The organism is Brevundimonas sp. (assembly GCF_032055285.1).
In the GTDB taxonomy this organism is placed as follows: domain Bacteria; phylum Pseudomonadota; class Alphaproteobacteria; order Caulobacterales; family Caulobacteraceae; genus Brevundimonas.
This window is the reverse complement of sequence record NZ_DAMBRE010000002.1, coordinates 116,678-130,644: the sequence shown is the minus strand read 5'-3', so window position 1 is coordinate 130,644 and position 13,967 is coordinate 116,678. Positions and strand designations below refer to the sequence as shown.

The following is a 13,967-nucleotide window of genomic DNA, read 5'->3' as shown; positions in this document are numbered from 1 at the left end:
GCGGCCGAGCCCCGCATGGCCTGACGCGAATGTGTTCCGATCAGACGCCTTCGGCCGGAAAATAGTCTCGGGCCTCGACAGGGGTGGCGAGTTCCAATCGTTCCGTCAGTTCTTCCATCTCCCGTCCAAGGAGGTCGTTGAAGGATTTCAGTCCCGCCGATTTCAGCCGGGGCGAGGCCTTCTCGAGAGCCACGATCATGGGGGTGATCTCGCCCTCGAGCAGCAGGTCGAAATCGGCTTCTTCGACGCCCATTTCTACGAAGAAGGCGTTCAGGTCCTCGCCCGTCATCTCGTCGAAATGCTTCGCCGCGCCAATCTGGAAAGCCAGCTCATGGGTGAAGTGCCGGCTTAGCCGAATGGGCAGAAGGTCATAGAGGGGGGCGAAGCGAGGGGCGCCAGGCGCATCGTAAAGGATGGCGTGGTTCTTGGCGTGATTGTCCGTATTGCCGATGCAGAGATTGAAGATGGTGGTTCTGAGGAAGGCGAGGCGGCTGGCGGCGGGGTCGCGCGTCTGGTCCAGGACCGAGATGGCGGCGCTGACGTCGAACCAGCGGCCGGGTTGACCCCGTCTCTGGTACTTGAGCTCTGAAGGCAGGCCTAGCGCCTGGGCGAAATCCTCCTGATGGATTCGGGTGACGACCCCGTCGGCGACGTGGCGGTCGAACCTCTCGATCAGCAAGGCGTCGACATCGCCGATCCGGATCGCGGTAGGCACGGAGACATCCAGGCCAGCGGCCGAGGCCAGAATGGCGGCGGCCTCTTCATAACGTGCGTCCCGCGCGTCGCGGCGCGCCGGCACCTTCAGGATATGGGTCGTGGGCACGCGCGACCCGTATCTGGGCAGGGCGAAGGCGCCATTGGGCAGGAGGGTGACGGCGACCTTGCTTTGCACGCCGGCGACCGGAGACGGGTCTGTGACCTCCGTTGGAAGCCGCCGCTCGTCGCGTAGCGATTTGACGATCTTCAGCAGGGAGCTGTCGTCGAGGGGTTCATAGTCCTCGGCGAGGACGCCGGGACTCTTGATCGGCGGCATATCCAGCGGGAGGCAGGAGACGCTGCCGGCGCAATCCACGCCCAGATGCTTCAGGAGGCCTACTACATCGTCGCGGGCCAGCGCTTCGCGCTCCATGATCCGCTGCAGCTGCGTATTTTCCGGCAGCAGGTTGGCGAAAAAGGCGCGTGTCTCCACGTCGCCGAATGCTTCGTCCTCGACCGGCAGGGAGAGAGACAGGGGGGCGCCGCCGGCGGCGACATAGTCGGCGTCATAGAGGAAGGCCGTGTCGCCATGTGCGGTTCTTGCGAGCCGCCCCGCCGGGGTGGGAAAGCCGTCCATCCAGACGGCGAGGACGTCTTCAGCCATGAGAGTCCTGCGCTGTCAGCGTGAGGCCGAGCGCCTGACAGGCGGCCAGCGCCTTGCCGAGTTCGATCGTGGGCTTTCCGGCTTCCAGTTCGCTGACGAACCGGCGACCGACGCCAGCGTGTTCAGCCAACTGCTGCTGGGTGAGCTTGAGCGCCAGGCGCTTTGTGCGAACGAGGTTCCCGAGGGCGGCGCCGTCAAGCAGCGGTATGGGTTCGATCCGGGGCGGCAGCGGCCGGGCGGCGCCGCCCGCGGGTGGGCTTTCCAGTCCGGACGACTTCAGGGCGCTCAGGATCAGCGCAACGGCGCCGGCTGATGGCTTTGACCTTTCCGAAGGGGAGGGCTTTTCCACGCGAGAAACGCCTGGCTTGAGCATTTGCCCCGCCCGAGCTTTGAAGGTGATCCTCATCTCGCGGGCGCCGGTGTCGTCCAGCAGGGCTCTGAGCGCGTTCGACTGGGTGGGGTATCGAACAAGGCGCGAGGTCTTGCCTAATTTTCCGGGGCTGGACAGGCCGCCCACTCGCGAGCGCGCCTCCGTTGAGGCGGCGGCGAGGCCGACGGGGAGCTGGGGCGGTCTGGTCTTGCTCATGGTCAAATTCCCGTACGGGAACACATATAGAGCGTGGGGCGTCGGAATGCAAAGGCATGATCCCGATCGGGATCACATCTTGCTCCTGAGTGTGACGCGAAGCTGATGGGAGTGTTTTGCTTGCCTAGGGACGCCGTTCCGGTGACAGTAGCCTGTCCGCTCGGATGGCCGTCGCTATGTCCAGGCGAAAGCTAAAGGCGTCGGCGCGCGAGCTCTCGTGTTCTTAACAGCCCGGCGGACACCCTCCCTCATTGTGGCGCTTGGCGTGGCGGCGAGGTAGGCTTTTGCAGAAGTGATTTGAGGCGCGGATGCGAACGAACCTGGCAGGCATGATCGATCCGACGACGCTCCGATCGCAGGACGGGCAGTTCCATGCGGGCTGATCTCGACCATCTGCCGGCCAAACAGCAGCGCGAGCTGGAGCGCGTTCGTACGACCCTGCTGACCGAGTTCGACGCCGCAATAAAGAGCGGGGGCGGGGGCACCCAGTCTTGGCGGCGCGACGGCCGGGTGCTGAAGATCATCCTGTTTGGCTCCTACGCCCGCACCGACTGGGTCGACGAACCCGACAACGGCTACCTGTCCGACTTCGATCTGCTGGTGATCGTCAGCCACGAAAAGCTGACCGACATCGCCGACTATTGGTACGTCGCCGAGGACAAGATCCTGCGCGACCCCGCCGTGGGGCGGACGGTCAACATCATCGTCCACACCATGGCCGAGGTGAACCAGGCCCTGACCCGGGGCGAGTATTTCTGGACCGACATCCTGCGCGACGGCGTGGTGCTGTATGAGTTGCCGGGACATCCATTCGCTCAGCCGAAGCCGATGACGGCCATGGAAGCATGCGACGCCGCCCAGCGGCATTTCGCAAAGTGGATTGGGAGCGTCGACAGGTCCCTGGAGACCGCCAAGGGGCAACTGGCGAATGAATCCGATCTCGGGTGGAGAAGGGATGCTGCATTTTCACTCCATCAGGCGGTTGAACGTGCCTACGTCTGCTTCCTGCTGGTTCACACCTTCTACTTTCCGCGCTCCCACAACATCAAGTTCCTCCGGTCGTTGGCTGAGGACACCGACAAGCGACTGACCGGCGCTTGGCCGAGGGAGGAGCGTGCCGACAGACGGCGCTTTGAGCTTCTGAAGCGCGCCTATGTCGAAGCGCGCTATTCCGACGAGTACGACGTCAATGCTGAGGACTTGGCGCTCCAGTTCGAATCCGTGGTCCGGCTCCGAAACCTGGTCGCCGCAGCCAGCAATGAGCGGATCGCGGAGCTCGCGCGGGACGCGGAGGCCGGGGCCTGACCTCATCTCCATGGCGCGAGCGGGCGACGGTGACCTTCTCCGCCTGTCCGGGCGCTCAGTTCTGGATACGTCGGTGACCGACCCCATTGCGAACCTTGGCCGCTGAGGCGCAGGGTCGCCTCATGTTGTATTTCGTCCTCAAAGCCACGATCTCGGGCCTTCTGATCGCCGCTGTCTCGACGCTGGCCAAGCGCTATCCCGGGTTCGGCGCCCTGGTGGCCTCCCTGCCGCTTGTTTCAGTTCTAGGCATGATCTGGCTATGGCGGGACAGACCGGACGCCGGGAACATGGCGGCTCACGCCGAAGCGACCTTCTGGTATGTCCTGCCGTCGCTGCCGATGTTCCTTCTGATCCCGGCCCTCCTGCGGCAGGGAGTGTCATTCTGGATCGCGTTGGCGGCTGGATGCGCCCTGACCATCGTTCTCTACGTGGTGATGACCTTGGTCGCGTCGCGCTTCGGGCTTCAGTTGTAGGGCGAAAGGCAGGGGCGGATTCGAGGTCGGCTCGGTCGGGAGCAGGCCCGTCCTCAGGATCCTAGTGTCTGTCGTGCAGGCAGTTGCCATGGTCGCCGAGGGCCTCGATGACCCGGCATTTTGAAGATGTATCCTGGACGCATTGCGTCATGCGGGCGACCTCGGCTCTCAAGGCGGTGAGGCGCGCGATCTTGTGGTCGATATCGGCGAGGTGGGACCGGGCGATGGTGTCAGCCGAGTGGCAGGGGCGGCTCGGATCACCGGCCAGCGCCAGAAGCTCGCGGATCGGTTCGATCTCGAAACCGAGTTCACGCGCGTGTCGAATGAACCGCAGACGACGCAGATCGCCGTCGTCATAGAGGCGCCGGTTGCCTTCCGTGCGGGGGGGCGAAGGCAGGAGCTGGATCTGTTCATAGTAGCGGATCGTCGGCGCCTTGATCCCGCATTCCTTCGACGCCTGGCCGATCGTCACGCCCTGGTTCATTTTACCGCTTGCTCCTCTAGTCGCTAGAGGAAGTAGCGTCGGCTGGAGTTTGAAACAAGGAGCACGCTCGTGGCGGCGGAAACCCTGGAAACCCGATATCGCGTGACCGGCATGGATTGCTCAAGCTGCGGCTCCAAGGTCGATACGGCGGTGCGCAAACTTCCGGGCGTCATCGATGTTGCGGTGGCGGTCTCCTCCGGCGTCCTGAAGATTCAGCACGGCCCCGATTTCGCTGGGGACGATGCGATGCGACAGGTCCGCAATCTGGGTTACGGCGTCGAGACGCTCGCTCCGCCGACCTCGACGACGGGATCGGAGATCGTCTCTCCCGCCGACAACCCGCCTGCGGCGAAGGGGCCGTGGTGGTGGACCCGAAAGGCCAAGCTGACGGCGGCCTGCGGCGTCGCCCTGATCGCAGCCTATGTCTTGGGCTACCTGTTCCCCGCCGTCGAACGCGAGGCCTTTCTGGTCGCCCTGGCGGTCGGTCTTGTCCCGGTCGGCTGGCGTGCGATCACCGCCGCCCGGTTCGGGTCGCCGTTCTCGATCGAGATGCTGATGACGATCGCTGCGGTCGGGGCCGTGTTCATCGGGGCTCAGGAAGAGGCGGCGGTCGTCGTCCTTCTCTTCCTGGTCGGTGAAATGCTGGAGGGCGTCGCTGCAGGCCGTGCTCGCAAGAGCATCCAGGGGTTGACCGACCTGGTCCCCAAGACCGCCCTTGTCGAGGTCAATGGTCAGGTCAGCGAAGTTCCGGCTGAAGGCCTGGCGGTCGGCGTTGTCATCCTGGTGAGGCCCGGCGACCGCGTACCGGCGGATGGGGACATCGTTGAAGGCGAAGGCGAAATCGATGAAGCCCCGGTGACGGGGGAGAGCGTTCCCAAGCGGAAAATGGTCGGCGACCCTGTCTACGCCGGGACCATCAATGTAGGCGGCGTCCTGCGCGTCAGGGTCACCGCGGCCGCCGCCGACAACACCATTGCGCGGGTCGTGCGTCTGGTGGAGGAGGCGCAGGAATCCAAGTCGCCGACCGAGCGTTTCATCGACCGCTTCTCGAAGATCTATACGCCCCTGGTTCTCGTCGTCGGCGCCCTGGTCGCGACCGTGCCGCCGCTCGTGTTCGGGGCAGGGTGGGGCGAATGGATTTACAAGGGCCTGGCGATCCTGCTGATCGGCTGTCCCTGTTCCCTGGTGATCTCGACGCCGGCGGCCATCGCTGCAGGTTTGTCCGCCGGCGCACGGCGGGGGCTGCTGATGAAGGGCGGGGCCGTGCTCGAAACCCTCGGCAAGATCACCGCCGTCGCCTTCGACAAGACGGGAACGCTGACGTCCGGCAAGCCGCTGGTGACCGACATCGTGGCCGGCGCACGTCCGGAAGCCGAGATGCTCGCGCTGGCGGCGGCGCTGGAAACCGGATCGAGCCACCCCCTGGCCGTGGCCATACTCAATCGCGCCAAGGCCGAGGGCGTGTCCATCCTGCCCGCTTCGGCGGCCCGGGCGATCGCGGGGGAGGGCGTGGAAGGGACCGTGGGGGGCGAAGAGGTCTTCCTGGGCTCGCCTCAGGCCGCCGCGCGGCGGACTTTGCTCTCTGCGTCTCAGGATGAGGCGGTCGCGCGCTTCAATGCGCAGGGCAAGACCGTTTCGGTCGTCGTGATCGACGGCCGGGTCGTGGGCTTCCTGGCCATAAGGGACGAGGCGCGGTCCGACGCAGCGGCGGGCTTGGCTCGTCTGAAGGCCATGGGGGTTCGCTCTGTCATGCTGACGGGGGACAACCAGCGCACCGCCGAGGCGGTCGCCAGCGGCCTCGGCGTCGAAGCGCGCGCGGAACTGCTGCCGCAGGACAAGCAGAGGATCGTCAAGGAACTCCAGGCCCAAGGTCTTGTCGTCGCCAAGGTCGGCGACGGCATCAATGACGCGCCAGCACTCGCCGCCGCCGACATCGGCATCGCCATGGGCGGCGGCGCCGACGTGGCTCTTGAGACGGCTGACGCGGCGGTGCTGCACGGTCGGGTCCAGGACATTCCCGACATGATCGTCCTGTCGAACGGGGTGATGGGCAACATCCGTCAGAACATCACCATCTCCCTGGGCCTGAAGGCCGTCTTCCTGGTCACGACCTTGATCGGCGTCACCGGTCTGTGGCCGGCTATCCTCGCCGATACCGGGGCGACCGTGCTGGTGACCGCCAACGCCATGCGTTTGCTGCGATGGAAGCCGAGGTGACCCGCGACGTTTCACGTCCGTCGACGATCGGTCCTGAAACAAGGCTGGGCTTGCGGCGTTTGATGCCTCGTTCTCGTTTGCCGCTCGCCTGCGTTGTGCTAGGAAGTGATCATGTTTGAATGGTCGAACAGGACACTTCTGGCGGGGGCGCTTCTTGCGCTCATCATCGTCGTGTTCGGTTTCCTGCCGGCCGCGGAGGCGGCGACCTGCGCGCCGGAAGCCCAGGCTGATGCCGCGGCCTCATCCTTTTCGGCCTCGCCCGAGCAGAACCAGGAACAGGGCAAGGGCGGCGACCTAAAACACGGCGGCTGCGCCCATGGTCACTGTCACCACGGCTCAACCGGCATACAGCCTTTGTCGATCGCTGTTCCGGCCAAGCTGGACAAGACTGGCGGCCCCAAGGCGCCGAAGTGCGACCAGATGGCGTCCCGAACGCCGGCCGGCCCGGACCGCCCACCCAGAGTCTGACTCGAATGCCGCGCCTTCGTGCGCCCATCCGTCAGAAATCTGGGAAATGAACCATGTCTTCCTCACATCGTCGGTCGCCGCTCCTGGCGGCCGGCTGCGCCGTGGTCGCCGTAGCGACAGCGGCCGCTGCACCTGCCTGGGCTGATCCTGCGCCAAGCTATGAAACCCTGCTCGGACGCATCGGCCAGACGCCGGTCAACGTCGAGGCCGGCGCCTTGCTCGACGCCGCCGAGGCGCGCGTTCGTCAGGCGCGCGTGCGCCCCAATCCTCAACTCGGCCTGAGCGTCGACGGCGTCCTGGGGAGCGGTCCCTATGACGGCTACAGCAATGCCGAGACCAGCCTGGCTGTGACCCAGGACCTTGAACTCTGGGGGCGTCGCAGCGCCAGGGTGGAGGTCGCGCGCGGGGAAGCCGGCGCAGCCGCTCTTCGCCGCGATCTCGCCGGCGTAGACGCTGCGGGTCGGCTGGCGCTGGTTTACGCCGAGGCCGAGGCGGCTGATCGTCGATTTCAACTGGCCAAGGAGGCCTTGACCATCACCCTGGCCGACGCTCGCGCCGCCCTGTTGCTGGTGGAAGAGGGGCGAGAACCCCTGTTGCGCGGCATTCAGGCGGAAACCGAGGCGGCCTCGGCGCGTGCTTCGCAAGACGAGGCCGGCGCTGAACGCGAGGCCGCTTTCGCGCGGTTGACGGCGACGGCGATGTTGCCGACGGCCGTCACCTCCATCGACGCAGGCGTTCTGGATCGCACGCCATCGGCGTCGGAGCCCTCCGGATCGATTTCGCCCGTCGTGCGCGTGGCGGAAGCGGAGCGCGACACGGCCGAACGGCGTATCCGGGTGGAGCGGATCAATGCTCGTCCCAACGTCAGCGCTTCGGTCGGGGTGAGGCGCTACGAAGCCGAAGACGCCACCGCATTGACGTTCGGCGTCAGCATGCCCCTGCCGCTGTTCGATCGAAATCGGGGCAATATCCAGGCGGCCCAGGCTGAGTTCCGGGCGGCGGAAGCCCGTCTCGACGGCGCTCGCCTCGAAGAAGCCGCCGATCGAAGCGCGGCTCTGGCGCGCCTCAACGCCTCCGTCAGTCGCGTGGGAGCGACGGACGCCGGCGTGACCTCGGCCGAGGAGGCCTATCGCCTTTCTCGGCTGGGTTTCGAAGCCGGACGCATCTCCCAGCTTGAACTGCGCGCATCCCGCGCCGCCCTGATCTCCGCCCGCACCGCCGCCGTTGACGCCCGCCTCGCGCGCGTCCGTGCGGAAATCGACCTCGCGCGCCTGCAAGGCCGCATCCCGTTTGGAGCCGCCCTGTGAACACCCTGATCAAGACCAGAAAGACCTGGCTGATGGCCGGCGCCGCCGTTGCGGTCATCGTCATCGGCGGCGCGGCCTTCCTCATGACCCGCGACGGGCCTGCGCCCTCGCCGGCGGTTGAGGCGCCCGCAGAAGCCGGCCATGAAGGCGAAGCCGCGGGCGAAGCGGAGGAGGGCGTTATCAACCTGACCCCTGCGCAGATCGAAGCTTCAGGCATCACTGTTATGGCGGTCGGGCGCGGTGGAGGCGGGGAGACCCGCCTTGCCGGCCGTGTTGAACCCATGATCGATGCGCGCGCCGCCGTGGCCGCTTCAGTGGGCGGCCGGGTCGAGCGGGTTCTGGTGGCGCCGGGCCAGTCGGTACGCGCCGGCCAGGCCCTGGCGGTGCTGGTCAGCGGCGACGCCGCCACCTTCCGCGCCGACGCCGACGCCGCCGCTGCGGCGGCTGACGCGGCGCGGCGCGCCTATCAGAGGAACGACAGCCTGGCGTCCCAGGGCGTGGTGGCGCGCCAGGAGGTCGAAACCTCGCGCGCCCAATCGCTCAGCGCCGACGCCGCGGCCCGGGCCGCGCGCGCCCGCGCCTCTGCTGCAGGCGGGCCCAATGCCTCGGGGCGGATCAGCGTCTCCAGCCCGATCTCGGGCGTGGTGACTTCGGTTCTGGTCGGTCCGGGCGGGTTCGCGCCTCAGGGCGGCGTGGTCGCCGAGGTCACCAACCCGGCGCGTGTGGAACTGGTGTTCAATGCGCCGCCGGCCCTGGCCGCCCAGGTTCGGGCGGGATCGTCGTTGCGTGTTCAAGGTCCTGCCGGTGAATTCGATGCGATCGTCACGGGCGTAGCCGCGGGCGGCGCCGGCGAGAGCGGTGCGACGGTCATTCGCGCCCGGCCGGCCGGCGGAGCCTTGCCGCCGGCCGGTTCGCCGGTCAGCGGCGCCCTGGTGACGGGCGGCGAAGCCGACGGCGTGACCGTTCCTACCGAGGCCGTCCAGACGGTCGATGGCGGTACTGTCGTCTTCGTCCAGGTTGAAGGCGGCTTCCGCGCCGTTCCGGTCATGGTCGGCCGCCAGGCCGGCGGCCGGACGGAGATCGTGCGGGGCCTGACCGGCGCCGAACGCATCGCCGGGGCCAAGGCCTTCCTGCTCAAGGCGGAGCTCGCCAAGGGCGAAGCCGAGCACGGCCACTAGGAGCGACGGAATATGTTTAAAGCTCTTATCGAAGCGTCCGTCCGTTTTCGCTGGTTCGTCGTCCTGGCCGTGGCGCTCGTCGCCGCGCTTGGCCTGTTCGAACTGACCAAACTGCCGATCGACGCCGTTCCCGACATCACCAATCGACAGGTCCAGATCACGACCGTCGCCCCGGCGCTGGCGCCCGAGCAGATCGAACGCCAGGTCACCTATCCGCTTGAGACGGCCATGGCCGGCATTCCGGGACTGCAGAGCACCCGCTCCCTGTCCCGCAACGGCTTCAGCCAGATCACCGTCGTCTTCACCGACCAGACCGACATCTATTTCGCCCGCCAGCAGGTGGCCGAGCGGATGCGGCAGGCGTCGGAGAAGCTGCCCGAAGGCGTCGAGCCCAATCTGTCGGCCATCACGACCGGCCTGGGCGAGGTGCTGATGTGGACGGTCGACTATGTCCCCTTCAGCCCCAAGACCACGGTCGCCAACGGCAAGCCCGGCTGGCAGGCCGACGGATCCTATCTGACGCCGGAAGGCGAGCGGCTGACCACGCCGCAGCAGCGCGCCACCTATCTGCGCACGGTTCAGGACTGGATCATCGCCCCGCAGATGCGCACGGCGCCCGGCCTGGCCGGGGTCGACGTCAACGGCGGCTATGTAAAGGAATATGCCGTCCGGCCTGACGCCGCCGCCCTGACCCGCTACGGCCTGGGCATGAATGATCTGGTGCAGGCGCTGGACCGGGCCAACACCCAGGCGGGCGCCGGCTATGTCCAGCGGGCAGGCGAGGCCCTGGTGGTCCGCACCGACGCCCTGGCCACGACGGTCGAGGACCTGGCCCAGGCGCCGGTCGTCAATCGCGGCGGTCTGGTGGTTCGTGTCGCCGATGTGGCGACGGTCGAGATCGGCCAGGCGCCGCGCCTCGGCGGGGCCAGCCGCGACGGGCATGAGGCGGTGCTGGGCACCGCCCTGATGCTGGCCGGCGAGAACAGCCGAACCGTGGCTCAGGCCGCGGCCGAGCGGCTGGAACAGGTGGCGGCCACCTTGCCGCCCAGCGTGGTCGCCGCGCCGGTGCTGAACCGCAGCGATCTGGTCAACTCGACCATTTCGACCGTGGCGCGCAACCTGATCGAAGGCGCCCTGTTCGTCATCGTCGTCCTGTTCCTGCTGCTCGGAAACTTCCGGGCGGCGGCGATCACGGCCCTGATGATCCCGCTGTCTTTCCTGTTCGCCGTCATCGGCATGAACCGCTTCGGCATCAGCGGAAACCTGATGAGCCTGGGCGCGCTCGACTTCGGCCTGATGGTCGACGGCGGCGTGGTGGTGATCGAAAACACCCTGCTGATGCTGACCCAGCGGCGGGGCGAACTGGGGCGGATGCTGACCCGTCACGAACGTCTCGGCGTGGCCATGCAGGCGGCGCGCCAGATGGTCAAACCGGCCGCCTTCGGCCAGCTGATCATCCTCCTGGTCTTCACGCCGCTGCTGATGCTGGAAGGGGTGGAGGGCAAGACCTTCGTGCCCATGGGGGCGACGGTCATGCTGGCCCTGGTCGGCGCCTTCATCTTCTCCTTCACCTTCGTGCCGGCGATGACGGCTCTCCTGGTGAGGGATCCCAAGACCGTCCATCTGGGACCGGACGGCAAGGCCGAGGAGCATGAGACCCGCATCCTGCGATTTGCTCGTCGGTGGATCCAGCCGGCCATCGGCGCGGCCGTCGCTCGTCCCAAGGTGGTCCTGATCGCCGCCCTGGCGATGCTGGGCGTGGGGGCCGTCTCCTTCATGAGCCTGGGCCGGGAGTTCATCCCGACCCTGGACGAGGGCGATATCGCCATGCAGTCGCTGCGCGTGCCTTCCGCCTCTTTGGAGCAATCCCTGGCCATGCAGATGGCCCTTGAACGCGCCATCAAGGCTCAGCCCGAGGTGGAGACCATGTTCTCCAGGACGGGCACGGCCGAGGCCGCTGTCGACCCCATGCCCGCCAACATCTCGGACGCGGTCATCATCCTCAAGGATCGCAAGGACTGGCCGAATCCCAAGCTGTCGAAGGAAGACCTGATCGCCCGGATTGAAGATGTCGCCAGCCAGCAGATCGGCAACAGCTTCGAGTTCAGCCAGCCGATCGAACTACGCTTCAACGAACTGATCTCGGGCGTCCGCACCGACCTCGCGGTCATGGTCTATGGCGACGATTTCGACACCTTGCAGAAGACGGCTGATGCGGTGGCCGCCAAGCTGCGGGCCACGCCCGGCGCGGCCGACGTGCGGGTGGAGCAGGCGTCCGGCCTGCCGACCCTGACCATCAGCGTCGATCGGTTCGCGGCGGCCAACTACGGGCTGTCGGCGGCCGACGTCTCGGAGGCGGTCTCGGCCGCCGTCGGGGGCGCCGAGGCGGGTCGTATCTTCGAGGGCGACCGTCGCTTCGATGTCGTCGTGCGTCTGCCGGATGACGCGCGAAACGATCCGGCGACCCTCGCCGCCCTGCCCATCGTCTCGAGCACGGGGGTGATCGTGCCCCTGTCGTCGGTCGCGCGTATCGAGACGGCTGAAGGACCGAACCAGATCAGCCGTGAGAACGGCAGCCGACGCATGGTGGTCCAGGCCAATGTGCGCGGTCGCGATCTCGGCGGCTTCGTGACCGACGCCCAGGCGGCGGTGGCCGACATCGCCCTTCCGGTCGGCTATCGCCTCGACTGGGGTGGACAGTTCGAGAACCTGAAACGGGCCGAACAGCGCCTGGGTCTGGTGATCCCGATCGTCTTCATCCTGATCGGCGTCCTGCTGTTCATGGCGCTGGGATCGTTTGCGGAGGCCGGCCTGGTCTTTGCCTGCGTGCCTCTGGCCCTGGTCGGCGGGGCGCTGGCGCTGTTGCTCAGGGGGATGCCCTTCTCGGTGTCGGCGGCGGTTGGCTTCATCGCCGTGTCGGGCGTTGCGACCCTGAACGGACTGGTGCTGATGCAGGCGATCCGGGAGCGGCTGCAGGCCGGACTTGAGCCTGTCGCGGCCGCCATCGAAGGGGCGTCCAGTCGCCTGCGAGCGGTGCTGACCACGGCCCTGGTGGCCATCGTCGGCTTCATTCCCATGGCGCTGGCGCACGGGGCGGGGGCCGAGGTGCAGAAGCCGCTGGCCACTGTGGTCATCGGCGGTCTGCTGACGGCGACAGCCCTGACGCTGCTGGTTCTGCCGACTTTCGCCGCCAAGGCGGTCAAGCATCGGAAATCGGAGGGGATCGAGGATTGATTGCTCGCAATCAGGACGACCGTCAGCAGCGTCGTACGCTGCTGACGGTTCTTGGTCTCAACGCCGGCCTGTCGGCAGGGCTCGGAATCGGCGGCTGGGCCGCCGATTCCAGCGCTCTGTTGGCCAATGCCGTGGACAACGCCTCCGACGCCGCAGTCTATCTGATCAGCTTTCTGGCGATCGGCCGCGCGGAGTCATGGAAGAGGGGGGCGGCGGGCCTTTCCGGCGTCATGCTTCTCGTCTTCGCAGGCGGCGTTCTCATCGACGCCGGGCGTCGGTTCCTGACCGGAACCGAACCGATGGGTCCCATCATGATCGGTCTTGCGGTCGTGGCGGCGGTGGTCAACCTCATCTGTCTGCAGATGATCCGTCGCCAGGCCAGCGGCGACGTGAACATGAAGGCGGCCGAGACCTTCAGCTTCAATGATTTTGCCTCGAACGGGGGCATTCTCATCGCCGGCCTTCTGGTCATGTGGCTCGGACAGGCCTGGCCGGACCTGCTTGTCGGCGTCCTCGTCGCCGCCATCGCTGCGAAGGGCGGAATCGACATTCTGGGCGAAGCCGGCCGGTCCGGAACGAACGGGGAGCCGCGCGAATGACGCTGCCCAACCCGCCCTGCGGCTTATCGCTTCCCCCTGGATCGAACGGGCGACAGCGCCCGCTCCAGAAGAGGATTTTGGATCAATGATCGACATTCAATCCGTGCAGCGATGGCGGAAGCTCTTCATCGCCGCCTGTCTTCTCGCGCTCCTGGCGTGGACGACGCTCGTGACGGCCGTGCCGGCGCTTGAACACCCGGTCGAACACCTCGGCCTCGTCGCCATCATGGCCTGCATCATCGGCCGCAGCTGGTGCTCTCTCTACATCGGCGGGCGCAAGAAGCAGGAGATCGTCGCCGCCGGACCCTATTCAATCTGTCGAAATCCCCTCTATGTCTTCAGCTTCATCGGCGCATTCGGCGTAGGGGCCCTGTCCGGCAGCCTCAGCGTCGCCTTCGTGTTCACCCTCATCTGCTGGCTCGTGTTCCGGATCGTGGTCGCCCGCGAGGAAGGCTATCTGACCGAGGCCTTTGGCGCGCCCTATCAAGCCTATTGCGCGCGGACCCCCCGTTTTCTGCCCAACCCCGCGCTTTGGCGGGATGAGGCGGAGGTGCTCATCCGTCCGGCCTTTTTTGTTCGGACGGTGCGCGACGGGCTGGTCTTTCTTCTGGCGCTTCCGCTGTTTGAGGCGCTCGAACGCCTGCAGCATCTCGGCTGGTTCGACGCCATTCTGCAACTGCCGTGAGACCGGGGAGAAGCGAGGTGATCAAACGAAACCGGACGGACTTTCACGCAACGGCTTTCGCTAGGGCGAAC

General features: G+C 66.7%; 12 protein-coding genes. 9 read left to right on the top strand and 3 right to left on the bottom strand.

Going from position 1 to position 13,967, the window contains the following annotated elements:
• Positions 1 to 40 precede the first annotated feature (40 nt).
• Positions 41 to 1,360 carry a HipA domain-containing protein gene (locus RTY13_RS06140; RefSeq protein WP_076222546.1) on the bottom strand — a complete coding sequence of 440 codons (1,320 nt, stop codon included), beginning with the start codon at positions 1,358 to 1,360 and terminating at the stop codon, positions 41 to 43.
• Positions 1,353 to 1,946, bottom strand: a complete 594-nt coding sequence (locus tag RTY13_RS06135) for a helix-turn-helix transcriptional regulator (protein WP_225910408.1) — start codon at positions 1,944 to 1,946, stop codon at positions 1,353 to 1,355. The genes RTY13_RS06140 and RTY13_RS06135 overlap by 8 nt, the downstream gene beginning before the upstream one ends.
• Positions 1,947 to 2,318: 372 nt before the next feature.
• Here RTY13_RS06135 and RTY13_RS06130 point away from each other — a divergent pair, with 372 nt between their 5' ends.
• Positions 2,319 to 3,251, top strand: coding sequence for a HEPN domain-containing protein (locus tag RTY13_RS06130; protein WP_076222544.1), 933 nt, complete (start codon positions 2,319 to 2,321; stop codon positions 3,249 to 3,251).
• 122 nt (positions 3,252 to 3,373) lie between these two features.
• Positions 3,374 to 3,724 carry a DUF3147 family protein gene (locus tag RTY13_RS06125; protein ID WP_076222542.1) on the top strand — a complete coding sequence of 117 codons (351 nt, stop codon included), beginning with the start codon at positions 3,374 to 3,376 and terminating at the stop codon, positions 3,722 to 3,724.
• 61 nt (positions 3,725 to 3,785) lie between these two features.
• Here RTY13_RS06125 and RTY13_RS06120 read toward each other — a convergent pair whose 3' ends face one another.
• A complete protein-coding gene (locus RTY13_RS06120) occupies positions 3,786 to 4,208 on the bottom strand; it encodes a MerR family transcriptional regulator (RefSeq protein ID WP_178826578.1) in 423 nt (140 codons plus the stop codon).
• 69 nt (positions 4,209 to 4,277) lie between these two features.
• Between RTY13_RS06120 and RTY13_RS06115 the strand changes: the two genes are divergently transcribed.
• From RTY13_RS06115 to RTY13_RS06085, 7 genes are all read left to right on the top strand, one after another.
• Positions 4,278 to 6,425 carry a heavy metal translocating P-type ATPase gene (locus RTY13_RS06115; protein WP_312781908.1) on the top strand — a complete coding sequence of 716 codons (2,148 nt, stop codon included), beginning with the start codon at positions 4,278 to 4,280 and terminating at the stop codon, positions 6,423 to 6,425.
• Positions 6,426 to 6,536: 111 nt separating this feature from the next.
• A complete protein-coding gene (locus tag RTY13_RS06110; RefSeq protein WP_207826189.1) occupies positions 6,537 to 6,893 on the top strand; it encodes a hypothetical protein in 357 nt (118 codons plus the stop codon).
• A 53-nt stretch (positions 6,894 to 6,946) separates the two neighbouring features.
• Positions 6,947 to 8,200, top strand: coding sequence for a TolC family protein (locus tag RTY13_RS06105; protein ID WP_178826574.1), 1,254 nt, complete (start codon positions 6,947 to 6,949; stop codon positions 8,198 to 8,200).
• The gene (locus RTY13_RS06100; RefSeq protein WP_225910410.1) at positions 8,197 to 9,378 is read left to right on the top strand and encodes an efflux RND transporter periplasmic adaptor subunit; all 1,182 of its coding nucleotides are present in this window, start codon (positions 8,197 to 8,199) and stop codon (positions 9,376 to 9,378) included. Before RTY13_RS06105 ends, RTY13_RS06100 begins: the two co-directional genes overlap by 4 nt.
• A gap of 12 nt (positions 9,379 to 9,390) precedes the next feature.
• Positions 9,391 to 12,612, top strand: a complete 3,222-nt coding sequence (locus RTY13_RS06095; RefSeq protein WP_178826572.1) for an efflux RND transporter permease subunit — start codon at positions 9,391 to 9,393, stop codon at positions 12,610 to 12,612.
• Positions 12,609 to 13,211 (top strand): cation transporter, encoded by a 603-nt coding sequence (locus RTY13_RS06090; RefSeq protein WP_178826570.1) that lies wholly within the window; start codon positions 12,609 to 12,611, stop codon positions 13,209 to 13,211. Before RTY13_RS06095 ends, RTY13_RS06090 begins: the two co-directional genes overlap by 4 nt.
• A gap of 85 nt (positions 13,212 to 13,296) precedes the next feature.
• Positions 13,297 to 13,896 (top strand): methyltransferase family protein, encoded by a 600-nt coding sequence (locus RTY13_RS06085; protein ID WP_178826568.1) that lies wholly within the window; start codon positions 13,297 to 13,299, stop codon positions 13,894 to 13,896.
• Positions 13,897 to 13,967 lie beyond the last annotated feature (71 nt).

Bases quoted from the DNA above. Each gene is read 5' to 3' on its own strand.
- RTY13_RS06130 (WP_076222544.1), top strand. From the start codon at position 2,319: ATGCGGGCTGATCTCGACCATCTGCCGGCCAAACAGCAGCGCGAGCTG.
- RTY13_RS06125 (WP_076222542.1), top strand. From the start codon at position 3,374: ATGTTGTATTTCGTCCTCAAAGCCACGATCTCGGGCCTTCTGATCGCC.
- RTY13_RS06105 (WP_178826574.1), top strand. From the start codon at position 6,947: ATGTCTTCCTCACATCGTCGGTCGCCGCTCCTGGCGGCCGGCTGCGCC.
- RTY13_RS06085 (WP_178826568.1), top strand. From the start codon at position 13,297: ATGATCGACATTCAATCCGTGCAGCGATGGCGGAAGCTCTTCATCGCC.
- RTY13_RS06110 (WP_207826189.1), top strand. From the start codon at position 6,537: ATGTTTGAATGGTCGAACAGGACACTTCTGGCGGGGGCGCTTCTTGCG.
- RTY13_RS06135 (WP_225910408.1), bottom strand. From the start codon at position 1,946: ATGAGCAAGACCAGACCGCCCCAGCTCCCCGTCGGCCTCGCCGCCGCC.
- RTY13_RS06120 (WP_178826578.1), bottom strand. From the start codon at position 4,208: ATGAACCAGGGCGTGACGATCGGCCAGGCGTCGAAGGAATGCGGGATC.
- RTY13_RS06095 (WP_178826572.1), top strand. From the start codon at position 9,391: ATGTTTAAAGCTCTTATCGAAGCGTCCGTCCGTTTTCGCTGGTTCGTC.
- RTY13_RS06140 (WP_076222546.1), bottom strand. From the start codon at position 1,360: ATGGCTGAAGACGTCCTCGCCGTCTGGATGGACGGCTTTCCCACCCCG.